Source organism: uncultured Ramlibacter sp., assembly GCF_936925435.1.
Classification (GTDB): Bacteria; Pseudomonadota; Gammaproteobacteria; order Burkholderiales; family Burkholderiaceae_C; genus Ramlibacter.
Genome location: NZ_CAKZHQ010000022.1, coordinates 170,788 through 193,206, shown reverse-complemented (window position 1 = coordinate 193,206; position 22,419 = coordinate 170,788). Strand labels below are relative to the sequence as shown.

General features: G+C 66.2%; 20 protein-coding genes, 1 tRNA gene and 1 riboswitch. Of the genes, 8 read left to right on the top strand and 13 right to left on the bottom strand.

All coding sequences use genetic code 11. The features are described from left to right. Positions 1 to 46: 46 nt before the first annotated feature. The 6 genes from Q0632_RS10985 to Q0632_RS10960 all read right to left on the bottom strand — a co-directional run bounded on the left by Q0632_RS10985 (position 47) and on the right by Q0632_RS10960 (position 4,955). Entirely contained in the window at positions 47 to 1,057 is a 1,011-nt protein-coding gene (locus Q0632_RS10985; RefSeq protein ID WP_298928893.1) for a PilW family protein, read from the bottom strand. Next, positions 1,054 to 1,608, bottom strand: coding sequence for a type IV pilus modification protein PilV (gene pilV, locus Q0632_RS10980; protein ID WP_298928891.1), 555 nt, complete (start codon positions 1,606 to 1,608; stop codon positions 1,054 to 1,056). Before pilV ends, Q0632_RS10985 begins: the two co-directional genes overlap by 4 nt. Then, positions 1,605 to 2,162, bottom strand: a complete 558-nt coding sequence (locus tag Q0632_RS10975) for a GspH/FimT family pseudopilin (protein WP_298928889.1) — start codon at positions 2,160 to 2,162, stop codon at positions 1,605 to 1,607. The genes pilV and Q0632_RS10975 overlap by 4 nt, the downstream gene beginning before the upstream one ends. Before the next feature lie 80 nt (positions 2,163 to 2,242). Continuing rightward, the gene (nrdR, locus tag Q0632_RS10970; protein WP_298928887.1) at positions 2,243 to 2,692 is read right to left on the bottom strand and encodes a transcriptional regulator NrdR; all 450 of its coding nucleotides are present in this window, start codon (positions 2,690 to 2,692) and stop codon (positions 2,243 to 2,245) included. A gap of 10 nt (positions 2,693 to 2,702) precedes the next feature. After that, positions 2,703 to 3,947: a serine hydroxymethyltransferase gene (glyA, locus tag Q0632_RS10965; RefSeq protein ID WP_298928884.1), complete on the bottom strand. Its 1,245-nt coding sequence runs from the start codon at positions 3,945 to 3,947 to the stop codon at positions 2,703 to 2,705. Positions 3,948 to 3,986: 39 nt separating this feature from the next. Then, positions 3,987 to 4,117, bottom strand: a riboswitch (ZMP/ZTP riboswitch). Positions 4,118 to 4,139: 22 nt separating this feature from the next. After that, positions 4,140 to 4,955: a lytic transglycosylase domain-containing protein gene (locus tag Q0632_RS10960; RefSeq protein WP_298928881.1), complete on the bottom strand. Its 816-nt coding sequence runs from the start codon at positions 4,953 to 4,955 to the stop codon at positions 4,140 to 4,142. A 961-nt stretch (positions 4,956 to 5,916) separates the two neighbouring features. Between Q0632_RS10960 and Q0632_RS10955 the strand changes: the two genes are divergently transcribed. Beyond that, positions 5,917 to 8,733 (top strand): DUF349 domain-containing protein, encoded by a 2,817-nt coding sequence (locus Q0632_RS10955; protein WP_298928878.1) that lies wholly within the window; start codon positions 5,917 to 5,919, stop codon positions 8,731 to 8,733. Positions 8,734 to 8,786: 53 nt separating this feature from the next. On the opposite strand, the gene Q0632_RS10950 is transcribed toward Q0632_RS10955, so the two are convergent. The 6 genes from Q0632_RS10950 to Q0632_RS10925 are packed head-to-tail and all read right to left on the bottom strand — an operon-like array spanning position 8,787 to position 13,879. Continuing rightward, positions 8,787 to 9,539, bottom strand: coding sequence for a zinc-dependent peptidase (locus tag Q0632_RS10950; RefSeq protein ID WP_298928875.1), 753 nt, complete (start codon positions 9,537 to 9,539; stop codon positions 8,787 to 8,789). Next, complete coding sequence (locus tag Q0632_RS10945) at positions 9,539 to 10,309, bottom strand: UDP-2,3-diacylglucosamine diphosphatase (RefSeq protein WP_298928872.1); 771 nt, start codon at positions 10,307 to 10,309, stop codon at positions 9,539 to 9,541. The genes Q0632_RS10950 and Q0632_RS10945 overlap by 1 nt, the downstream gene beginning before the upstream one ends. A gap of 18 nt (positions 10,310 to 10,327) precedes the next feature. Next, positions 10,328 to 10,837 carry a peptidylprolyl isomerase gene (locus Q0632_RS10940; RefSeq protein WP_298928869.1) on the bottom strand — a complete coding sequence of 170 codons (510 nt, stop codon included), beginning with the start codon at positions 10,835 to 10,837 and terminating at the stop codon, positions 10,328 to 10,330. Between the two features lie 20 nt (positions 10,838 to 10,857). Further along, a complete protein-coding gene (locus tag Q0632_RS10935; RefSeq protein ID WP_298928866.1) occupies positions 10,858 to 11,550 on the bottom strand; it encodes a peptidylprolyl isomerase in 693 nt (230 codons plus the stop codon). Next, positions 11,547 to 12,788, bottom strand: coding sequence for a L,D-transpeptidase family protein (locus Q0632_RS10930; RefSeq protein WP_298928863.1), 1,242 nt, complete (start codon positions 12,786 to 12,788; stop codon positions 11,547 to 11,549). The genes Q0632_RS10935 and Q0632_RS10930 overlap by 4 nt, the downstream gene beginning before the upstream one ends. Positions 12,789 to 12,844: 56 nt before the next feature. Beyond that, entirely contained in the window at positions 12,845 to 13,879 is a 1,035-nt protein-coding gene (locus Q0632_RS10925) for a tetratricopeptide repeat protein (RefSeq protein WP_298928860.1), read from the bottom strand. Between the two features lie 163 nt (positions 13,880 to 14,042). Here Q0632_RS10925 and cysS point away from each other — a divergent pair, with 163 nt between their 5' ends. The 7 genes from cysS to Q0632_RS10890 all read left to right on the top strand — a co-directional run bounded on the left by cysS (position 14,043) and on the right by Q0632_RS10890 (position 19,719). Beyond that, complete coding sequence (gene cysS / locus Q0632_RS10920) at positions 14,043 to 15,419, top strand: cysteine--tRNA ligase (protein ID WP_298928858.1); 1,377 nt, start codon at positions 14,043 to 14,045, stop codon at positions 15,417 to 15,419. Next, entirely contained in the window at positions 15,401 to 16,054 is a 654-nt protein-coding gene (locus Q0632_RS10915; RefSeq protein WP_298928916.1) for a DNA-3-methyladenine glycosylase 2 family protein, read from the top strand. Before cysS ends, Q0632_RS10915 begins: the two co-directional genes overlap by 19 nt. Positions 16,055 to 16,084: 30 nt before the next feature. After that, positions 16,085 to 17,062, top strand: coding sequence for an acetyl-CoA carboxylase carboxyltransferase subunit alpha (locus tag Q0632_RS10910; RefSeq protein ID WP_298928854.1), 978 nt, complete (start codon positions 16,085 to 16,087; stop codon positions 17,060 to 17,062). A gap of 28 nt (positions 17,063 to 17,090) precedes the next feature. Beyond that, positions 17,091 to 18,020, top strand: coding sequence for a tRNA lysidine(34) synthetase TilS (gene tilS, locus Q0632_RS10905; protein WP_298928850.1), 930 nt, complete (start codon positions 17,091 to 17,093; stop codon positions 18,018 to 18,020). A 71-nt stretch (positions 18,021 to 18,091) separates the two neighbouring features. After that, entirely contained in the window at positions 18,092 to 19,360 is a 1,269-nt protein-coding gene (locus Q0632_RS10900) for an aspartate kinase (protein ID WP_298928805.1), read from the top strand. A 21-nt stretch (positions 19,361 to 19,381) separates the two neighbouring features. Continuing rightward, positions 19,382 to 19,474, top strand: a tRNA-Ser gene (locus Q0632_RS10895). Positions 19,475 to 19,527: 53 nt separating this feature from the next. Further along, entirely contained in the window at positions 19,528 to 19,719 is a 192-nt protein-coding gene (locus Q0632_RS10890; protein ID WP_298928804.1) for a hypothetical protein, read from the top strand. 491 nt (positions 19,720 to 20,210) lie between these two features. On the opposite strand, the gene Q0632_RS10885 is transcribed toward Q0632_RS10890, so the two are convergent. Then, positions 20,211 to 22,412, bottom strand: coding sequence for a TRAP transporter permease (locus Q0632_RS10885; RefSeq protein ID WP_298928802.1), 2,202 nt, complete (start codon positions 22,410 to 22,412; stop codon positions 20,211 to 20,213). Positions 22,413 to 22,419 lie beyond the last annotated feature (7 nt).

Genomic DNA, 22,419 nt, shown 5'->3' with positions numbered 1-22,419 from the left:
TCTTGCATGGCGACGGTTCGGTGGCGTAGATCGAGGTTGGCGCCGGCTAGAGGCGATTGCGCAGGACGACCGTGGTTGTGTAGGCGCGCCGCAATCGCAGGTCGGGCGGGTTCTCCTCGACGGTGCCATCGCATTTGAGATAGCGCGCGGACGCCGCATCGTTCACGACAGGGGCTTCGCTGCGGGCGACCACGCAAATCCGGACGGCGACCACCTTGCCCCACCGGTCGGCGTCGGTCGTGAGCGCTGCCAGAGTCGATTCCGACAGCACCGAGGCGGCGCTCAGGTAGCCGGCCACATTGACGCTGGTGGAGGTCGCGTTTGCAGGCACGGTGCCGTAGGTGAACTGCAGGTCTTCGATGTTTTCGACGAGCGGCTCGAATGCACCCGCTCCACCATTGCCGCGGCAATACAGGCTGGGCGAGACGATGGCCGTGGAGGTTCCGATGAAGAACCTATTCTCGGCAACGTGGTAGTTCACGGCGCTGGTCAGTGTTCCCGTGCCAGCCCCATTGATGACGCTCAGATTCGCTGTCGCTGTGCCGGGCTGGCTTCCCAGGCAGTCGCTCGGCCGCCCCCCGCTCGAGGCTATGCGCGGCGTGTTGTAAATATCGGCCTCGTAGTTGATCGCGATCGAATCTGGAAGCGTTGAGGTGCCCGCTGCGCATGTCAGGCCATCGATGGTGACTGTGGCCGTGATGTTGGTCGCCTTGCCGTCGCAGCCGCGAATCGAAAACGCAGTCAGTGTGAGCGTCGAGGTCAAGGTATTGGGCAGGTACACCGGGTTGCGGCGGCTTTCCACGACCCGGTTGGGCTGGTCCGGATTGTTGCCGGCCATCCGGATTTGTTGCGACAGGATCGAGAGCGCAGCCTGTCCGTCTTCGTTCATGCGGCCCTGGGCTTCCGCCATCCGGCCCGCTCCGGATGCTCCGAGGTAGGTGGAGGTCGCCGCCAGGATGATCAACAGTCCCAGCACCATCGAAACAAGCAACTCGATGAGTGTCAGGCCGGCGAGGCGGCTCGGACGCGGACCCGAAATGATCTGGGCAATTTTCACGGCTTGAACCTCACATAGAGGCAGCGCGGCACCGGATTGACGAAACTTGCGACCGCCGCAGGACAATTGTCGGAGTTGGCGCCACTGAGCGTGGCCGACGTGGCGGGTTCCTGCCAGATCACCCACAGATTGCCGTATGAGGTTTCGTTGCACGGCGAGGGGTCACAGGACATCAGCATCCCCCCAGCTGGCAGTGCGAGGCGGATGGCCCTGGCTGTTTCGCCATGGTCCATGTCGGCCAGCGAGGAGACCGTGCAATTGGGGTAGGCGCACGCGGTCACCGAAATGCTGTTGAAGGTTTCGTCGTAGGTGAGCGGCTTGGCGTAGTTCCCGCCGGAAAAACCAGCTGGATTCGCGCGGATTCGTTCCACATGGCTGGAGGCCAGGTTGGCGGCGGTTGCGCGATTGCCTGACAGCTTGGGGGCCTGGACGGCAAACGCAAGCATGCCGCTGAGGCCCAGCATGCCAAACGACAGCACCAGGATTGCGATAAGCACCTCGATCAGACTTGAGCCCGCTTCGCGGGAAAGGGAGCGGCGAAAAGCAGTCATGCGCAGCCCGCCGTTCCGTCGCCGGCGATGCGCACACGCCCACCGCGACTGACACAAAGTACGCGTTGCTCACTATTGGCAAACTGCGGAGTGCTTCCGAATTGAAAGCTCGCCAATGCGCCCAGGTTCAATCTGCCACTGCCGACGAAATTGAGCTTTGTCGACGCAGGTGCATCCACGATGGAATTGACGCTTGTGATGGCCGCTTGGACACGCAAAACAGGCTCGTTTGCATCCTTGTCGCCGTCCCTGTTCAGGTCGTGAAAGACGATCCAGCCGCTCACCCATCCATTGCCGCCTGGGCCTGAGCCAGTATTACAAACCGGGGCCGCCGCTTCGGGGAAGTTGCTTCTGCACAAAACCACCCCACCACCGCGGCGAATTGCCTCGCTTCGGGCGTAGCGTGCATCCGCCATGAAGGTATTGACCGCGCTGGACATGGAACTCGACCGGATGAACCGCTGCAGGGAGGGCACGGCGATCGCTGACAGGATGCCCAGAATCGTCATCACGACCAGCAGTTCGACCAAAGTGAACCCGTATGATCTACGCATGGACCGATTGTCCGTCGTGACGGTTTGCAGCCGCAATGGCGGCCAGACGGGCGGTTGGAAGGCAGTGACCGGCGGTGCCGCTAGCGCCTGACCTCGTCCACCAGCGTCTTGAACTCGTCGATGTCCTCGAAGCTGCGGTAAACGCTGGCAAAGCGGACATAAGCGACCTTGTCCAGCTTCTTGAGTTCGCGCATGACGAGTTCGCCGATGCGGGTCGAGGGGATCTCCCGCACGCCCAGGTTCAGCAGCTTTTCCTCGATGCGCTCCATGGCGCCGTCGACCTGCTCGGTGCTGACCGGCCGCTTGCGCAGCGCCAGGTTCATCGACGCAGCCAGCTTGGCGTGCTCGTAATCGATGCGCCGGCCGTCCTTCTTGACCACGGAGGGAAAGGTGACGTCCGGCCGCTCATAGGTTGTGAAGCGCTTCTCGCAGCTGCCGCACTGGCGGCGGCGGCGGATGAAGTCCCCGTCCTCGGCCACGCGCGTTTCCACCACCTGGGTGTCGACGTTGCCGCAGAACGGGCACTTCATCGCGCGGCCATCACTTGTAGACCGGGAAGCGGCTGGTCAGGGTGTTGACCTTGTCGCGCACGGCTGCGATGTTGGCCGCGTCACGTGGGTTGTCCAGCACGTCGGCGAGCAGGTTGGCTGTCATGCGCGCCTCTTCTTCCTTGAAGCCGCGGGTGGTCATGGCCGGCGTGCCGATGCGCACACCGCTGGTGACCATGGGCTTTTCCGGGTCGTTGGGGATGGCGTTCTTGTTGATCGTCATGTGGGCGTCGCCCAGCACCGCCTCGGCTTCCTTTCCGGTGATGCCCTTGGCACGCAGGTCCACCAGCATGACGTGGCTTTCAGTGCGGCCGCTGACGATGCGAAGGCCGCGCTGCACCAGGGTTTCAGCGACGATCTGGGCGTTTTTGACTACCTGCTGCTGGTAGACCTTGAATTCCGGGGCTAATGCCTCCTTGAAGGCCACGGCCTTGGCGGCGATCACATGCATCAGCGGACCGCCCTGCAGGCCGGGGAAGATCGCGCTGTTGATGGCTTTTTCGTGCTGCGCCTTCATCAGGATGAAACCGCCGCGCGGACCGCGCAGGCTCTTGTGCGTGGTGGAGGTGACCACGTCCGCATGCGGCACCGGGTTGGGATACACGCCCGCGGCGATCAGGCCGGCGTAGTGGGCCATGTCGACCATGAAGATCGCACCCACATCCTTGGCCACCTTGGCGAAGCGCTCGAAGTCGATGCGCAGCGAGTAGGCCGATGCGCCCGCAATGATCAGCTTGGGCTTGCACTCATGGGCCTTGCGCTCCATGGCGTCGTAGTCGATCTCTTCCTTGTCGTTCAGGCCATAGCTCACCACGTTGAACCACTTGCCGCTCATGTTCAGCGCCATGCCATGGGTCAGATGGCCGCCTTCGGCCAGGCTCATGCCCATGATGGTGTCTCCGGGCTTGAGGAAGGCCAGGAAGACGGCCTCATTGGCCGACGCGCCGCAATGCGCCTGCACGTTCGCGGCTTCGGCGCCGAAGATCTGCTTGATGCGGTCCAGGGCCAGCTGTTCGGCGACGTCCACGTGCTCGCAGCCGCCGTAGTAGCGCTTGCCGGGATAGCCTTCGGCGTATTTGTTCGTCAGTTGGGTGCCCTGGGCCGCCATGACAGCCGGCGAGGCGTAGTTTTCGCTGGCGATCAGCTCGATATGCTGCTCCTGGCGGGCGTTTTCCGCCTGGATGGCAGCCCAGAGCTCGGGATCGGTTTGCTCGATGAGAATATTGCGTTGGTACATTGCGGCAGTCCTGAAGACAATGGCTCCCTGCGGTCAGACAAGGGCTGCCCAGGCGAACGGCTGAACGTCGGTTGCCAAGGCCCCCGGCGGCACGCTTCCCAGTGGTTGCATTTCCACGTCAGCGGGTCGCCCGGAGGGCGCCGCGCCTATCGCCAGTCGCGTACAGCGCTAGTGTAGCTGAGGCCCTGAAAGTCAGGAGATCACCAGCGCGGCGACCTTGTCCTCGGCCACCGGCTCGGCTTGGGGAGCTGGGGCGATGGTCCGGATTGTGGGCGGCGCAAGCAGTGGCACGGCACGGCCGGAGGCCACTTGCAGCAGGCGGGCATGCTCGGCCATCACCTTGTCGGCATAGCCGCCGTCGTCGCCCAGGTTGGCGGCGCCCACATAAAAACGCAGCCCGCCGTGCAGTGAGCCGCTGCGCTGGATGCATTCCTGCAGCACCTTGACGCCCACCCGCAGGTTGGTGACGGGATCGAACGCGGCCAGCTTGCCGCCGAAGCTCTCGTACTTGTCGCTGTGCACGCCTGTCATGACCTGCATCAGGCCTTGTGCGCCCACCGGGCTCTGGGCAAAGGGGTTGAAGCCCGATTCCACGGCCATCACCGCCAGGATGAGCGTGGGGTCCAGCTTCGCCCGGGCGCCGATTTCATACGCCTCGGCCACCAGGGCGCTCAGCGGTTCGGGAGCCACCTTGTATTTCTTGCTCAGCCAGTAGGCCACGGCCGCCTGCTGCTTGGGCAGGTCCTTGGGATTGGTGGCCGTGGCGCGATCGATCGCGTCGAGCTCGGGCACCATGCCCAGGGTTGCGGCCTGTCTGGCCTGCAGCCAGCCCATCAACTTGGTTTCGCCGGTCTGACGCAGGTCAGGCCGGGCAGTCAGTGTGATCACGGAAAACACGACGGTCAGGCCGACGAGGGCAAAACCATTGTGGGTGATCTCAAAAAAGCCTTGGGCGATATCGGATGCGAAGGTTCGCAGGCCTGCGGCGATTTTTCCTAGCGCTGTCATAGCACTTCCTTTCTACGCGCGGGGCCGGTCCGTGGTGTGCTGCCTTGCAGGCATCACAAACGTCTGGCCCCTCGTTTGGATTGGTACGCCATCAAAAAGCTGGTGGTCTCTCAAGACCTACTGCAGCGATTCGACTTAGCCGGTTCGGCAGCGATTCGAATGGCCCCTGGTACTTTTGCCAGGGACGGCGGATTCTAGGGGGGGTCTAAATATGCAGTCAAGAATATGAAATTAGTTTTTAATTTCTAAAATTACATAAGACATCAGGAATTTACCTACAAGAAGGCTTGGAAACATGTCCCCGAATGGCGCATATGGATGTCAGACAAGGCCTGCAAACCCTTGTTGCGCGGCGCTGTGCTCCCAAAAGGAGAGCGCGACCGCAAGGCAAGGGGCGGGGCCTGTCGGCAGAGTTTGGGAATTCTTGAGTTTGGCCCGTCAATTCCTTCAAATCCATCATGTGGAATTGAATGGGCTTGCGACCGTTCGTCGGACTGCGTTCGGGTAACAGGATTTGGCGGACCGGTCTCAATATAGCTCCTTGCGAAAGACAGCTCTGCGCAGGGACTTGTCAATGCAAATGCCGCAATCACGCGGCCCCGCGCGATTGAAAACCCAGATTGGGAAAGGGCGGCCGCCTCGCCTAACTTTGGAAGGCCCGAGTGATCGGGCACTCAGCCGGTAGGGCCACTTCGGTGGTAGCCCCGGCCCCTCCTGGAGGCAATCTCTTGCCTCCGACGCAGATGGGGACTTCAATCTCCTTGTCTGCGGCCCTCGACGGCAAAAGACCTCGTGTCAGCCGTCAAGCCCGGCAGGGTGGCTTCAGGCCTCCTTCCGGGCTTTCTCTTTTGTTGGGCAGGTGGCGCAGACCGACTGCCGCGCGAGGGCAGCTGTTTCGCGGCGAGAATAGCGGTTTGCCCTCGCGCCGGGGGCAGCTATCTATTTGAGAGCCAGACATTCAGTGACCCAAGCCAGCATCAAATCCAACGACACCCAGGCGCTTGACGCGTTGACCGGCGGCGCCTTCACGGCTCCCACATCGGGCGAGCGCGCAGCACGCGTGCGCGATTGGCTTGCCGCCAATCCCGCCGTGGAGCAGATGCAGGAGGTGTACCGTGAACTCAGCGGCCGCGACAAGGGGGCAGCCAAGCTGCTGCGCGAGCGCCTCGACGAGATCAAGCGCAGCAAGGGCCAGGAGGCCATTGGCGCGGAATGGGCCGACAAGGCGCAGGGCCTGCTGGCCCAGGGCAAGCTCAATATCGCCGATGCCATGGCCTGGCAGCGCGATGCCGCCAAGGCCGGCGCGCCCCTGAGCCGCGAACCTCTGGCGTCGCTCAAGACGCAACTGGCCGACCGTGTGCGTAGCATCGAAGACCTGCAGCATCGCGTGCAGGTGCAGCGCGAGGCGGCTGTCCTGCTGGCGCAGCGCATCGAGGTGCTGTCCATGAAGTCCTGGCGCGATGCCAGCGCGGCCGCCGCCATCCTGGCCGCCGACGTGCCCGATTGGCAGACGCAGGCCAGCGGCCTGCTGGCAGATCCGGGTTGGGCCAGCGTGGATGTGAAATTCCCGCCCTTGCTGGAAGCATCGCGGGGGCAACTGCAGGCCGTGTGGGACGCTTTCCAGGGCGCGCTGGCGCTCGCGACCGCCGCCGATGCAGATCCTGCTGCGCCGCTTCCGCCAGTGCAGGTCTGGGCCGACGAGATGCGCGCTGCGCGCGGCTTGCCGGTGGAAGCGCAGGCCAAGCCGGGCCGGCCCAAGGTCGATCCGGAAGTGCGGGCCAAGGCAGCACAAGCCGTGCGCGAGCCGCTTGCCAAGCTGGAGCAGGAAATCGCCCAAGGCCATGGCAAGGCCAGCGCCGGCGCGGCAGCAGCCCTGCGCAACGCCTTGAAGGAACACGGCAAGCTGGCCGGCGAGAAGCTGGAAAGCCAGGCCCATGCCGCCCTGGCGGCAGCCGGTGAACTGGAAGGCTGGCAACGCTGGCGTGCCGACCAGCTGCGCCAGGAGCTGGTGGCCAAGGCCGAGGCGCTGTTCGAGCGCGTTCCAGCCGCTCCGGCGCCCGCCCCCGCAGCAGAAACCGCAGCCGAAGCCGAAGCTGTCGTGCCCCCGGTCGAAGGCGCGGAGGCTGCAGCGCCGGTTGCCCCGGTTACAGCGGTTGCGCCTGCGCAGAGCCAGGCGCGCAAGCCGCGCTTTGGCGGCCGCAAGATGCAGGAGAGCCTGCGCGCGCTGCGCGAGCAGTGGAAGCAGACCGACCAGGGTGGCCCGCCCAACCACGCCCTGTGGAAGCGTTTCGACGACGCCTGCAACGAGGCCTACAAGGTGGTCGAGGCTTGGCTGGACAAGGTCAAGTCCGAGGCGGCGGAGCACAAGGCGCAGCGCCTGGCCCTGATCGCGGAAGTCAAAGCCTGGGGTGCGGACAACCAGACGGCCAAGGATGGCGACTGGAAAGGGTTCAACCGCATCCTGCACCAGTTCTCCGACCGCTGGCGCGATGCCGGCCACCTCAGCGAGAAGGCCTATGCCGAACTGCAGCCGCTGTGGAAAGAAGCCATCCATGGCGCCGCCGCACCTCTTGAAACGATGCAAAAGCAGAGCCTGGAGCGCCGCCATGCGCTGATCGACGAGGCCAGGGTTCTGGGCGCAGCGCCCCAGTTGCGTGTCGATGCCGTCAAGGCTTTGCAACAGCGCTGGCAGGTCGAAGCCCAGGGCGTGCCGCTGGACCGCAAGCACGAGCAAAAGCTCTGGGACGCATTCCGCAAGCCGATTGACGAAGCCTTCAACCGCAAGGGTGAAGAACGCGACCATGCCGCTGCGGCGCTGAGCGAGCGCGACCGCGCCGTGCTCGATGCCTCCAAGGCCCTGGAAGCTGCCAACGCCGACGGTGATGCGCACAAGATCCGCGCCGCAATGGCCGGCCTGGACGCCGCCCTGCGCGGTCAGGCCCAGGCAGCGGCCGCGGTGAAAAAAGAGGACGAGGAGGCTGCGTCCCGTGCCGAGCTCGCGCCGGCTGCTTCTGCCGCCGCAGCCGAAACAACAGCGCCGGAAGGCGAGGGCGCCGAGTCCGCTGCGCCGGATGCGGCTGCCGCGCCTGTGGCACCCCCGCCCAAGGCGCCGCCCAAGCCGGTCATCGCCATGCGTGGCGACGACCGCCCCGGCATGAAGAAGGCCGAGCCGGCTGCGGCTGGCCGCGGCGGCAAGTTCGGTGACCGCAAGGGCGCTCCAGGCGGGCGCTTTGGCGACAAGCCGGGCGATCGCGGTGACCGCGGTGACCGCGGTGACCGGGGCGGGCGCTTTGGCGACCGTGAGCAGGAAGACCGCGGCCCGCGTCTGGGCGATGCCGCCTTCCGCGCGCAACGCGACGCACTCGAACACGCCCAGTCCACCCTCAGGAAGCTGGCGGCCCAGGCCCATGGCGAGGCGCTGACCCAGCTGATCACGGCCTGGGAGAAGCGGGCAGCCGACCAGGTGCCCAGCCAGAGCGAGCTGGGCAAGTCGGTGTCGCCGGCCGTGCGCGGCAGCTGGGCCCAGGCCCTGGGCGCAGCGCCGGCCAAGGATGCAGGCGAGGCACTGCTGCGGCTGGAGATCGCCGCCGAAGTGCCGACGCCGGCTGATCAGATCAGCGCGCGCCGCCTGCTGCAGCTGCAGCTGCTGACCAGGCGCAACGATCCTTCGCCGGCCCAGACCTGGGGCCAGGATGCAGCGCGCGTGCTGGCGTCGACGCACGAGCCGCAGGTCGCACGCCGCCTGCAGAACGTGCTGAAGGTCCTGCTGCGCGACTGAAAGAACGCAGGCCGCTATCTATTTGATAGCGGCCTGCGCCCATTTGACGGGGGCTAGAGGCCGAAAAATCTTTCGAACAGCAGTGTGAGGCGGGGGAACTCGTCCATGAAGCGCTGGCGGTTGACGAACCAGGCCTCGCAGGTCACGGCGAAGAACTCGTCGATGGACTGCGCCCCATAAGGATCTAGCCAGGTGGACTCGCCGCCGAAGCGCTCGGCGATGATGACCTTCTCGCGGAAGCTCTCGTACTCGGCCTGCATGACCGCCAGCCAGGCCTGCCGCGCCGCGCGGTTGGCCAGTGGCGGGCAGCCGTCGGGCTCGCCGTCGCGCATGTCCAGCTTGTGCGCAAACTCATGGATCACAACGTTGTAGCCCTGTTCGGCGCTGTCGCCGGCGGCTTCCACGTCCTGCCAGCTGAGCATGACGGGGCCGCCGTCCATGGCTTCGCCGGCGAGCACCTCGTCGTAGTGGTGGACCACGCCGTCCTCGTCCGTCACCGTGCGCTGGGCCAGCACCTCGCCGGCGTGGACCACGATGCCCACGAAGTCGTCGTACCAGGCCAGGCCCAGGTGCAGCACCGGCAACACGGCCTGGGCGGCGATGGCCACGGCCATCTCGTCGCTGACGTCGAAGCCGGCAGCACCATGGAACTCCTTGCTGGCCAGGAACTGGCCGGCCAGTTCGCGCAGGCGTGGCAGATCACGCCCGGCACGCTCGGCCAGAAAGGGGTGGCGCTCCAGCACGTCCTGCCACAGGGGCTCGGGGATGGCGCGCGTGGCGCGGCCCGGTTTGAACCAGCCAAACATCAGGCCAGGGGGATGCGCTGCGCTCCGGCGCTGTCCAGGCGCAGGGCCTGCAGGCGTGGCGGCACCGCGCTGGCATCCCAGTCGGTCAGGACAATGCGCTCACGGACCGCATCCAGGGCGTGTCGGGCGGGCCTGTGGGTGTGGCCGTGCACCAGCACATCGGCGCCGGCTGCTGCCAACCAGGCCAGCGCCGCACCGCTGTCGACGTCGGCCCAGCCGCTATCGGGCTGCTTGCGCGCCTCGCTTTGCTCGCGCATCGCTCTGCCGATGGCCTGGCGCTCGGCCAGGGGCTTGGCCAGGAAGTCGCGCTGCCAGCCGGCCTGGCGCACCTGCTGGCGAAAGCGCAGGTAGTCGGTGTCGGCCAGGCACAGGGCGTCGCCGTGCGAGAGCAGCCAGCGCCGGCCGGCGAAGTCCAGCACGCTGGGGTCTTCCAGCAGGGTCACGCCGCAGGACTGCAGGAAGGCAGAACCAACCAGGAAGTCGCGGTTGCCGTGCAGGAAGAACACCGGCCGCGCAGCGCTGGTCGCTTGCAGCACGGCGGCGCAGTCGGCGGCGAAGCCGGGCTGCGCGGCGGCGTCATCGCCGACCCACACCTCGAACAGGTCGCCCAGGATGAACACGGCGTCGGCCGCCGTGTCCCGCATGTAGCTGCGCCAGGCCTCGAAGGTGGCGGGCTCCGACGCCTGCAGGTGCAGGTCGGAGATCAGCTCCACGCTGCGCCAGCCCGGCGGCGCCAGCACCTGGCCGAACCGGGGCAATGCAGCGTCCATGGGCAGGCGGGGCGGCCGTCAGGCGACGACCACGGCCTTTTCGATCACCACGTCTTCGTTGGGCACGTCGTCGTGGAAGCCCTTGCGGCCGGTCTTGACGGCCTTGATCTTGTCGACCACCTCGGTGCCGGCCACGACCTTGCCGAACACCGCGTAGCCCCAGCCCTGGGCGCTGGGCGCCGTGTGGTTGAGGAAGGCGTTGTCGGCGATGTTGATGAAGAACTGCGAGGAGGCCGAATGCGGCGCATTCGTGCGGGCCATGGCCACCGTGTAGTTGTCGTTCTTCAGGCCGTTGTTGGCCTCGTTCTCGATGGTCGCGTCGGTGGGCTTCTGGGTCATGCCCGGTTCGAAGCCGCCGCCCTGGACCATGAAGCCGGGAATGACGCGGTGGAAGATGGTGCGGTCGTAGTGGCCCTTCTTGACGTAGTTCAGGAAGTTCTCGACCGACTTGGGCGCCTTGGCCTCGTCCAGCTCAAGGGTGATGACGCCGTGGTTGGCGATGTGCAGTTCGACTTTGGGGTTGCTCATGGGAAATCCTTTGCGAATGTTTACTTGACCAGCGTGGCCGACGTGATGACGACCTGCGTCTTGGGCACGTCGGAGGGGAAGGGGCCGCCCGCGGCGGTGGGCACGGCCTTGATCTTGTTGACGACATCCATGCCGCTGACGACCTTGCCGAACACCGTGTAGCCGAACAGCTGAGGCGCATTGACCAACTGGGCGCGCGCGATGTTCTCGTAGACCTTGCCCTGGTATTCGAACCGGGGCACCGGGTCGCCGGGCGGGATGATGGTGGGGTCAAGGAAGGCGTTGTCCTTGACGTTGATGAAGAACTGCGAGGAGGCCGAGTTGGGGTCGTTGGTGCGCGCCATCGCCAGCGTGCCCACCACGTTCTTGGCCCCACCCTTTGCCAGCGCCTCGCGGCCTTCATGCGCCACCGGCGAACGGGTCGGCTTCTGGGCGTAGCTGGTGTCGAAGCCGCCGCCCTGGACCATGAAGTTGTCGATGACGCGGTGGAAGACCGTGCCGTCGTAATGCTTGTCCTTGACGTACTGCAGGAAGTTGTCCACCGTCTTGGGCGCCTTGTCGGGATAGACCTCAACCACGAAGTCGCCGGCCGTGGTGGCGAACTTCACGCGCGGCGCATCGTTGGCGTGTGCCAGAGCACCTGCGCCTGCGAGGCTGCAATACAGCAGGGCGGCCGCGCCGCGTCGCGTCATTGCCAGGGCCAATGGGTTCATCCGATCACTCCTTCGAAAAAGATTTTCCACTGCGTCCCCTGGCGCAGCCAGTACTGGCGCTTGACCGGGCCGCTGCGGGCGCCTTCGGGCACTTCGCCGAAGGTGACCACCATGGTATCGGCACTGTCGGTCCAGTGCAGGTAGGACACGTCCTTGAGCTGGATGTCGCGGCCACGGGCCTTGTCCAGCTCGCTGCGTAGCGCCGGTGTCCATTCGGCCAGGTTCTTGCCGTAGAACGAGAAATCGGCCGAATAGAACGCCAGCAGGCGGGTCATGTCGGCACTGGCCTTGGCGGCCCGCCAGGCCTGCAGCGTGTCGGCAAAACGCCGGCTGTCGGGCTGCACGCTTTGCGGCGTGACCCAGTTGAGCTTGTCGGCGATCACGACCGGCGTGGTGCGGATCTCCACCGTGCGGATGATGCGCTGCAGGTCCGGGTTGGCCAGCACCACGCAGCCGTCGGTGGCCTTGGGCGCGCGCGAGAACTGCGCCGGCGGCGTGCCGTGCAGCCAGATGCCGCCACCGGTCTTGCCGCGGCGCGCATCGTAGGGGTTGGGGTAGTTGATCGGCAGGGCGCCCACACCGTAGAAGTCTTTCAGCGACTTCGGGTCGAGGTTGCTGGTGACGAAGTAGATGCCCAGCGGTGTGCGCAGGTCGCCCTCCACCGCCTTTTCAATGCCGGACTTGCCCACCGAGATGTAGTAGTCGGCCAGCAGCTTGAGTTCGCCGCCTGTGTTCTCGAAGAGGTAGAGGCGGGCGCGCGAACTGTCGATGGCAATGGCGTGCTTGTTGCGCATCGACAGCTGCAGGAATTGCGCGGGGATGGTCCCTGCCGGCGGCCGTTCGCGCAGGGCGCGGATGCGCAGCGCGGACTCGTCGCGCAGGTCGCTCAGGAGTTGCGCGCCGCTTTTGGCCACTGCGTCCGGCACATCGCCCAGGGCCCGCAGCGGCCGGCTTTGCGACGCCAGCAGGTCGCCGTAGACCAGCTGGGCCAGCTGGAAATTGGGATGCTCGGTCACCAGCGCCTCGGCCTTGGCCAGGGCTTGGCGGCCCTGGGCCTGGCCGATGAGGCGGTAGACCTCGAGCAGCCGGGCTTCTGCCTCACCATCGCGCACCACCGGCGCCTGGCTGCGGGCCTTGGCCTTTTTCTGCGGCGCGGCCCAGGCCTGCGCCGCCATCAGGGCGACCGACAGCACGCAGCAAAGGACGAGCAACGCCCGCTTCATGGCTTGGACAGACAAAGAGAAGAATTCAAAACGGCAACACCCTGTGCGCCGGCGCGGCGCTAGCCACGTGATCAGGCGCCGGTGCTTTCGCGCACGATCAGCCAGCGGTCGCCGGCCTTGACCAGTTCCAGCGTCTTGCGGCTGGACACGTTCAGGGTGTCGGCGCTGTAGGCCTGCTTGAATTTCGCCGTGGCCTTGCTGCCGTTGACCGACACCGCGACGTCGCTGAGCTTCACGCTGATGCGGGATTTGCCCACGATGCGGCTGCGCCGCTCGTCTTCCCAGGCCTTGCGGGCCTGACCGCCGGGCGGATCGAATTCCTTGCCGTAGGCGCCCAGGTAGCCACCCATGTCCTTGGCGGCCCAGGCCGTAGCCCAGGCCTGCACGGCGGCTTCGACCTCGCGGCTGGCTGCCGAGGCTGGCGCTGCGGGCGCGGCGGCAGCGGGCGCAGCGGCTGGTACGGGAGCCGCCGCAGCCGGGGCGGGGGCGGGAGTCACCGGGCCGGCGGCCGCTGGCGCCTTGGCGACCACGGCGGGGGCGGGCGCGGCAGCGGCCGGGGCGCCGGGCTTGGAGCCCTTGGCGCCAGGGGTGAACAGATCGCGGATCAGCGCCAGCTTGGGTTGCACGGCGGTGTTGCTGGCGTCGAGTTGCAGTGCCTTGCTATAGGCCTGGCTGGCCAACTTCGCGTAGACATCGCCCAGGTTCTCATGCGCCGTCGCATAGCTGGGGTTGGTGCGGATGGCCATCTCCAGCGCTGCGCGGGCCTTGTCGAACTGGCTCTGGCCGGCATACAGGACGGCCAGGTTGTTGTACGGCTCGGGCAGCTCCGGGTAGTCCTCGGTAAGCTTGGTGAAGGTGGTGATGGCCTCGGCCGGCCGGCCGGCCTCGGTCTGGATCACGCCCTTGAGGAAACGCATCTGCGGGTCGCGGGGCTTGGCTGCCAGGACCTGGTCGGCCTTGGTCAGGGCTTCGGCGAGCTTGCCCGAGCGCATCAACTGGTTGACGTCGCTGTAGTCATCGGCGAATGCGACGACGGGCCCCAGCAGGGCTGCGGCCAGGGCCACCAGGCGCAGCGTTTTGGGGACGGGAAAGCGGGCATGCGTCATGAAGGCCTCTTGGATCTACACGTGTGACAAGCCCGTACCACGGGCTATATACTGCATCGGATTGTAGCCGGGGCACCCCGTCGGGGCCCCGGACTCCTGACGAACAAAGCCAATCCGAATTGCGCCGCCGGCATGCACCGCAGCCCGGCCCCCTGATACACCCATGAGCCTGCGAATCTACAACACGCTGTCGCGTGCTCTGGAGGACTTTTCTCCGCTTGAACCCGGCCATGTGCGCATGTACGTCTGCGGCATCACGGTCTATGACTTGTGCCACGTGGGCCATGCCCGTGCCAACATTGCCTTCGACGTGGTGCAGCGCTGGCTCAAGGCCAGCGGCCTGCGCGTGACCTTCGTGCGCAACATCACCGACATCGAGGACAAGATCATCCGCCGTTCGGTCGAGAACGGCGAGAGCGTGCGCTCATTGACCGACCGCATGATCGCCGAGATGTACCGCGACTTCGACGCCCTGGGCATCGAGCGGCCCACTCACGACCCGCGCGCCACCGACTACGTGCCGCAGATGCTGGACATCGTGCGTAAGCTCGAGGCCAAGGGCCTGGCTTACCGGGCCGAGGGCGGCGACGTGAACTACGCCGTGCGGCGCTTCCCGGGCTACGGCAAGCTCTCGGGCAAGTCGCTGGACGAACTGCATGCCGGTGAGCGCGTGGCCGTGCTCGATGGCAAGGAAGACCCGCTGGACTTCGTGCTGTGGAAGCCTGCCAAGCCGCATGAACCGCAGGACGCGCAGTGGGACAGCGACTATGGCCGGGGCCGCCCCGGCTGGCACATCGAATGCTCCGCCATGGCTTGCGCCCTGCTGGGCGAGACCTTCGACATCCACGGCGGTGGGCTGGACCTGACCTTCCCGCACCACGAGAACGAGATCGCCCAGAGCGAGGGCGCCAACGGCGTGCCCCTGGCCAAGCTCTGGATGCACAACGGCTTCGTCAACAAGGACAACGAGAAGATGTCCAAGTCGTTGGGCAACTTCGACACCATCCGCGACGTGCTGGGCAAGTTCGATGCGGAAACCGTGCGCTTCTTCATCGTCCGTACCCATTACCGCAGTTCGCTGAATTACAGCGATGTGCACCTGGACGACGCCCGTGCCTCGCTCAAGCGGCTGTACACGGCCCTGGACCTGGTGGCGCCGGCCCAGGCCGGGATCGACTGGTCCGCACCGCACGCGGCCCGCTTCAAGGCGGCGATGGACAACGACTTCGGCACACCCGAGGCCGTGGCCGTGCTATTCGAGCTGGCGGCCGACGTCAACCGCAGCCGCAGCGCCGAAGCGGCGGGCCAGCTCAAGGCCCTGGGGGGCGTGCTGGGCCTGTTGCAGGGGGAGCCCAAGGCCTTCCTGCAGGCCGGCGCGGCGCTCGACGAGGCCAGCATCGCTGGCCTGATCGCCGAACGCGCTGCCGCCAAGGCCGCGAAGAACTTCGCCGAAGCCGACCGCATCCGCCAGCAACTGCTGGCCCAGGGCATCGTGCTCAAGGACTCTGCTGCCGGCACCACCTGGGAGGCGCTCCAGTGAGCGACGCGGTGGAACTGATCACCCCGGGCTACTGGGACGAGGCCTGCAGGCACCTGGCCAAAAAAGACCGGGTGATGAAGCGCCTGATCCCGCAGTTCGGCGACGGCTGCCTGCAGTCGCGCGGCGACGCGTTCACCACGCTGGCGCGCAGCATCGTCGGCCAGCAGATCTCGGTGAAGGCGGCCCAGACCGTGTGGGACCGCTTCGCCAAGCTGCCGCGGCGCATGCTGCCGGGCAATGTGCTCAAGCTCAAGGTCGACGACATGCGCTCGGCCGGCCTGTCGGCGCGCAAGATCGAGTACCTGGTCGACCTGTCATTGCATTTCGATTCCGGCGCGATCCGCGTTGAGGCCTGGCAGGCCATGGACGACGAAACCGTCATCGCCGAGCTGGTGGGCATCCGCGGCATCGGCCGCTGGACTGCCGAGATGTTCCTGATCTTCCACCTGATGCGCCCCAACGTGCTGCCGCTGGACGACGTCGGCCTGATCACCGGCATCAGCAAAAACTACTTTTCCGGCGACCCGGTCAGTCGCAGCGACGCCCGCGAGGTGGCCGCCGCCTGGGAGCCCTATTGCAGTGTCGCGACTTGGTATATTTGGCGCTCGCTCGACCCCCTGCCCGTGGCCTACTGACGGGCAACGACCCCCTACAAGGAGCACACCTTGGCAAAGAAGACCTTTCTGGATTTCGAGCAGCCCATTGCCGAACTCGAGACCAAGATCGAAGAACTGCGTTATGTGCAGACCGAGTCGGCCGTCGACATCTCCGAGGAGATCGACCAGCTGAGCAAGAAGAGCCAGCAGCTGACCAAGGACATCTACAGCGAGCTGTCGCCCTGGCAGATCACCAAGATCGCCCGCCATCCGGAACGTCCCTACACGCTCGATTACATCAACGAAATCTTCACCGACTTCATCGAGCTGCACGGTGACCGCCACTTTGCCGATGACCTGTCCATCGTCGGCGGCCTGGCCCGCTTCAACGGCAACGCCTGCGTGGTGCTGGGCCACCAGAAGGGCCGCGACACCAAGGAGCGCGGCCTGCGCAACTTCGGCATGAGCCGGCCCGAGGGCTACCGCAAGGCGCTGCGCCTGATGAAGACGGCCGAGAAGTTCAAGCTGCCGGTCTTCACCTTCGTCGACACGCCCGGTGCCTACCCGGGCATCGACGCCGAGGAGCGCGGCCAGTCCGAGGCCATCGGCCGCAACATCTACGAGATGGCCCAGCTCGAAGTGCCCATCATCACCACGGTGATTGGCGAGGGCGGCTCCGGCGGCGCGCTGGCCATCTCGGTGGCCGACCAGGTGGTCATGCTGCAGTACTCGATCTACTCGGTGATCAGCCCCGAGGGCTGCGCTTCCATCCTCTGGAAGACCTCCGAGAAGGCGCAGGACGCGGCCGACGCCATGGGCATCACCGCGCACCGCCTCAAGGCCCTGGGCCTGGTCGACAAGATCGTCAACGAGCCGGTGGGTGGTGCCCACCGTGACCACAAGCAGATGGCGGCTTTTCTCAAGCGCGCCCTCAACGATGCCTGGCGTCAGGTCAGCGACCTCAAGGTGCGAGAGTTGCTGGACCGCCGTTACGAGCGGCTGCAAGGCTATGGCCGCTTCACCGACACCAAGGCCGACGCCCGCTAGCACGGGGGGCAACCCCGCCCTGGCCCCTTTGCAGGGGCTCAATCCGTCCCTGCCGCTGGCAGTCGCCTTCAGCGGCGGCGCCGACTCCACTGCCTTGCTGCTGGCCGCGGCACAGGCCTGGCCCGGCCAGGTCCATGCCATCCATGTCCACCACGGCTTGCAGGCGGCGGCCGATGACTTCGAGCGCCATTGCATGGCCGTCTGCGAGCAGGCCGGTGTGCCCTTGCATGCCCTGCGGGTCGACGCCCGCCACGCGTCCGGCGAGAGCCCGGAGGACGCGGCCCGGCGCGCGCGCTACCGGGCGCTGGCCGGCGCGGCGCAGGCCAACGGCCTGGCCTGCGTGCTGCTGGGCCAGCATGCGGACGACCAGGTCGAGACCCTGTTGCTGGCCCTGAGCCGTGGCGCCGGCCTGCCGGGCCTGGCGGCCATGCCGGCGCGCTTCGAGCGGCACGGCATGCGCTTCGAGCGGCCCTTGCTGGGCACCAGCGGCGCGGCGCTGCGGCAATGGCTGGACGATGCCGGCATCGCCTGTGTGCAGGACCCCAGCAACGCCGATACCTCCTTCACCCGCAACCGCATCCGCCACCAACTGCTGCCCGCGCTGGAGCAAGCCTTTCCGCAGTTTCGCGAGACCTTTGCGCGCTCGGCCCGGCATGCGGCCCAGGCGCAGGAACTGCTGGCCGCGCTGGCCGCCGACGACCTCGTGGCCGCGGGCGCGCCGCCGGCCATCGCCGTGCTGCAGGCGCTGCCGCGCTCGCGCCAGGCCAATCTGCTGCGGCACTGGTTGCGTGCGCAGCACGGGGCTGCCGCCAGCGCCGCCCAGCTGGAGGAGTTGCTCGACCAGGTGGCGGCCTGCACCACGCGCGGCCACGCCATCCGCATCAAGGTCGGCGCCGGTTTCGTGCTCAGGCAGGGGGCCGCCCTGGGCTACGCGGCCGCCCTCCCGCCCTCGGTATAATCCCAGGGTTTCACGCGGCACGCCCTGTCGGGGCCTTTTCCATTTCTCGCCGCATCATCCTTTCCATTCCAATGGCACTGATCGTTCACAAATACGGCGGCACGTCGATGGGCTCGACCGAGCGCATCCGCAATGTCGCCAAGCGCGTGGCCAAATGGGCGCGCGCCGGCCACCAGATGGTGGTCGTGCCCAGCGCCATGAGCGGCGAGACCAACCGCCTGCTGGGCCTGGCCAGGGAACTGGCGCCGGGCAAGGCCTCGCCGGCCTACGACCGCGAGCTCGACATGCTGGCGTCCACTGGCGAGCAGGCCTCGTCGGCCCTGCTGGCGATTGCCCTGCAGGCAGAAGGCCAGGAGTCGGTCAGCTACGCCGGCTGGCAGGTTCCCATCCGCACCAACAGCGCCTACACCAAGGCCCGCATCGAATCGATCGACGACCAGAAGGTGCGTGCCGACCTGGCCGCCGGCAAGGTGGTCATCGTCACCGGTTTCCAGGGCGTGGACGACCAGGGCCACATCACCACCCTGGGCCGCGGCGGCAGCGACACCTCGGCCGTGGCCGTGGCCGCTGCCATGAAGGCCGCCGAGTGCCTGATCTACACCGACGTCGACGGCGTGTACACCACCGACCCGCGCGTCGTGCCCGAGGCGCGGCGCCTGCACACGGTGAGCTTCGAGGAGATGCTGGAGATGGCCTCCATGGGCTCCAAGGTCCTGCAGATCCGCTCGGTGGAATTCGCCGGCAAATACAAGGTGCCGCTGCGCGTGCTGTCGAGCTTCACGCCCTGGGACATCGACATCAATGAAGAGGCGGCTTCCGGGACGCTGATCACTTTCGAGGAAGACGAACAAATGGAACAAGCCGTCGTGTCCGGCATCGCGTTCAACCGCGACGAAGCCAAGATCTCCATCCTGAGCGTGCCGGACAAGCCCGGCATTGCCTACAACATTCTGGGCGCGGTGGCCGATGCCAACATCGAGGTCGATGTCATCATCCAGAACATCAGCAAGGACGGCAAGACCGACTTCAGCTTCACCGTGCACCGCAACGACTACGCGCGCACCGTGGACCTGCTCAAGGCCAAGGTGCTGCCCAGCCTGGGCACCGACCACATCGAAGGCGACACCAAGATCTGCAAGGTCAGCATCGTGGGCATCGGCATGCGCAGCCACGTGGGCATCGCCAGCAAGATGTTCCGCGCCCTGTCCGAAGAGGGCATTAACATCCAGATGATCTCTACCAGCGAGATCAAGACCTCGGTGGTGATCGACGAGAAGTACATGGAATTGGCCGTGCGCGCGCTGCACAAGGCCTTCGATCTGGATCAGCCGGCTGTCTGAGCGCCTATAATCGCATTTGCAGGAAACGTGACCGAGTGGCCGAAGGTGCTCCCCTGCTAAGGGAGTATGGGGTGTAGAGCCTCATCGAGGGTTCGAATCCCTCCGTTTCCGCCAAAACCTTCAAAACCCGCCTTCTGGCGGGTTTTGTTTTTTCAGATTCTGCCGATATGAACCTCAGCACTGGTGCCATCGCCTTTGCCCTGGTGTGCTTCATTGCCACCTTTGTTGTCGCCCGCGTGCTGGGCCGGGGCTTTCGCGAGCGCCGCGCCAAGCAGGCCAGGGAGCGGGCCGACGCCAAGGCAATGGACGGTGCAAGCCGCCAGGTGCGCCGGGCGCGTCAACGCAAGGGACGGTCGTAGCTGTTGCTTACGGCGACCGTGACCCTCCTGCCTGCAACGACGCCCGCCCGATCAAGGGCCAGACCAAGGCGCAAGCTTGATGCACCTGCGTGCGGAACGTGACGCCCGACGACTTCAAGGGCAACCTGGTGACATTTGCCGACACCCGCAAAGGCAAGGAAGTCAACAAGACCTGCGAGAAGTACTCCGACTGGGGGGAGCCGCAGGGGCATCCCCGCAAACAAAAAAGCCGCCCGAGGGCGGCTTTTTTTCATGCCCGCAGGGGCTTGCCTGTTCAATGCGCCGGCAGCTGTGCCGGCTGGGGCAGGCCATAGGCGGCGGCCGTGACGGCCAGGATGCGCGTCAGGCGCTGCAGCACGGAAGGGGACTTGGCTTCGTTCATCTTGTTGGACCTCTCTGAAACAACGCTGTGCAGTATGGGCTGCGATGGCGACAGCGTTGTGACAGCAGGCTGCTACAGATGAGGTCGGACCTGTCCCACAGCCGGGCAGTCAGGCCGGCGCTGCCCGCGTGTTGCCCAGTTTCCAGGCAGCCAGCTGGTGCACGAGGATGGGCACCAGCATGGCCGCGCCGATCAGGGTGACGATCAGTCCCGGCGCGATCAGCAGCAGGGCCGCTAGCAGGCACAGCGCCTGTTCCCAGCGCTTCATCTCCACCAGGAAGAACCGCGACAGCGCCGCCGCCAGCGCCACGATGCCCAGGATGCAGCCGATGAAGGTGACGCTGAAGTCGTACCAGGTGAAGCCCTTGGCGACCAGCAGCAGCGAGGGCGAAAAGACGAAGACAAAGGGCACCAGCACCTTGGCCAGGCCCAGGCGGAAGGCCATGTTGCCGGTCTTGAACGGGTCGCTGCCGGCCATGCCGGCGGCCGCATAGGCGGCCAGCGCCACCGGCGGCGTGATGTCGGCCAGAACCCCGTAGTAGAAGACGAAGAAGTGGGCCACCAGCGGCTCCACGCCCAACTGCACCAGGGTGGGCGCGGCCACCGTCACCATGATGATGTAGTTGGCCGTGGTCGGAATGCCGCAGCCCATGAGGATGCAGACCATGCCGGTCATCACCAGGGCGGCAAACAGGGTCAGGCCCTTGGTGCCAGCCAGGAAGTCCGGCACCACCACCGACAGGCCGCTGGCGATGACGGTGGCCCAGCTGGTGATGATGTAGCTGATCTTGAAGCCGACACCGGTGAGCGTGACCACGCCGATGACGATGCCCACCGTGGCCGCTGCCGCGCCCACGGCCAGCGCGTACTTGGCGCCGGTCTCGAAGGCTTCGACCAGCACGCCGTGCTTGATGCGGCCGGTGATGCCGGCGAGCTTCCAGCCGGCCAGGGCGATGGCCGTGCCCACGGCGAACAGGCCCAGCTTGATCCATTCGCTTTGCTGGCCCAGGTCGGCAAACGCGATCACGCCCAGGATGGCGTGCAGCGCGAGCATGAGGGCCCAGTTCTTGGGCGAATTGCCTTGGGTCTGGGTGGTCAGGCCGACGATGGCGCAGGAGCTGATGCCGGTGAAGGCTGCCAAGTAGGGCGTGCGGCCCGACACCAGGATGGCGATCAGCAGCACCAGCGGGATCAGGGTCGGCCAGCGCTGGCGCAGCGACTCCTTGAGCTTGGGCATTTCCTCTTCGGTCAGACCACGCAGGCCGAAGCGCTTGGCTTCGAAATGCACCTGCATGAAGACGCCGAAGAAGTGCATGAAGGCCGGGATCACCGCCGCGGCGATGATGGTCTGGTAGGGCACGTTGAGGAACTCGATCATCAGGAAGGCCGCGGCCCCCAGCACCGGCGGTGTGATCTGGCCGCCGGTGGACGAGGCTGCTTCCACCGCCGCGGCGAACTCGCGCCTGTAGCCCACGCGGATCATGGCCGGGATGGTCAGCGAGCCCACCGTCACCGCATTGGCCACCGAGGAGCCGCTGAGCATGCCGAACATGGCCGAGCCGAAGACGCTGACCTTGGCCGGGCCGCCGGCATAGCGGCCGGCCACGCTGGAGGCGATGTCCAGGAACAGCTGGCCCAGGCCGATGCGCGTGGCCATGACGCCGAACAGCACGAAGTGAAAGACATAGGTCGCCACCACGCCCACCGCCACGCCGTAGATGCCCTGGCTGGTGAGGTACTGGTGGTTGATCATCTGGCTCCAGTTGGCGCCGGCGTGCTTCAGGAGGCCGGGGAACATGGGCCCGGCCAGGGCATAGGCGGTGAAGCCCAGCGCGATCAGCGGCAGCGGCCAGCCCATGGAGCGGCGCGTGGCTTCCAGCAGGGTGAGGAACAGGATGGAGCCCATCACCACGTCCATGGTGTCGGGGTTGCCGACACGGAAGGCCATGTCCTCGAAGATGTAGGGGATGTACATCACGCTGGCGGCGCAGGCCAGGCCCAGCAGCCAGTCGACCAGGGGCACGCCGCCGGGCGCCAGCCAGCTGTTTTGCCGCGGGTTCTCCAGCGACTTCTTGCTGGCGGCGAAGACCAGGAAGATCAGGCCTAGCACGAAGGCCAGGTGCACGCCGCGGTGGGTGGTCTCGCGCAGCAGGCCAAAGCCGGCCGTGTAGTAGTGAAAGCACGACAGCGCGATCAGCAGCCACTTGACGATCTGCGAGGCCGGCGGCACCACCTGCCGGAAACGCATCTCCGGGTCGAATTTTTCTTCCAGTTCCTGCAGCTTCTTGTCGTCCAGCGTGCTTGTCGTCATCTTTTCG

Coding starts and splice junctions, on each gene's coding strand:
- pilV (WP_298928891.1), bottom strand. CDS start 1,608: ATGACTGCTTTTCGCCGCTCCCTTTCCCGCGAAGCGGGCTCAAGTCTG.
- Q0632_RS10975 (WP_298928889.1), bottom strand. CDS start 2,162: ATGCGTAGATCATACGGGTTCACTTTGGTCGAACTGCTGGTCGTGATG.
- nrdR (WP_298928887.1), bottom strand. CDS start 2,692: ATGAAGTGCCCGTTCTGCGGCAACGTCGACACCCAGGTGGTGGAAACG.
- glyA (WP_298928884.1), bottom strand. CDS start 3,947: ATGTACCAACGCAATATTCTCATCGAGCAAACCGATCCCGAGCTCTGG.
- Q0632_RS10960 (WP_298928881.1), bottom strand. CDS start 4,955: ATGACAGCGCTAGGAAAAATCGCCGCAGGCCTGCGAACCTTCGCATCC.
- Q0632_RS10950 (WP_298928875.1), bottom strand. CDS start 9,539: ATGTTTGGCTGGTTCAAACCGGGCCGCGCCACGCGCGCCATCCCCGAG.
- Q0632_RS10945 (WP_298928872.1), bottom strand. CDS start 10,309: ATGGACGCTGCATTGCCCCGGTTCGGCCAGGTGCTGGCGCCGCCGGGC.
- Q0632_RS10940 (WP_298928869.1), bottom strand. CDS start 10,837: ATGAGCAACCCCAAAGTCGAACTGCACATCGCCAACCACGGCGTCATC.
- Q0632_RS10935 (WP_298928866.1), bottom strand. CDS start 11,550: ATGAACCCATTGGCCCTGGCAATGACGCGACGCGGCGCGGCCGCCCTG.
- Q0632_RS10925 (WP_298928860.1), bottom strand. CDS start 13,879: ATGACGCATGCCCGCTTTCCCGTCCCCAAAACGCTGCGCCTGGTGGCC.
- cysS (WP_298928858.1), top strand. CDS start 14,043: ATGAGCCTGCGAATCTACAACACGCTGTCGCGTGCTCTGGAGGACTTT.
- Q0632_RS10900 (WP_298928805.1), top strand. CDS start 18,092: ATGGCACTGATCGTTCACAAATACGGCGGCACGTCGATGGGCTCGACC.
- Q0632_RS10890 (WP_298928804.1), top strand. CDS start 19,528: ATGAACCTCAGCACTGGTGCCATCGCCTTTGCCCTGGTGTGCTTCATT.
- Q0632_RS10885 (WP_298928802.1), bottom strand. CDS start 22,412: ATGACGACAAGCACGCTGGACGACAAGAAGCTGCAGGAACTGGAAGAA.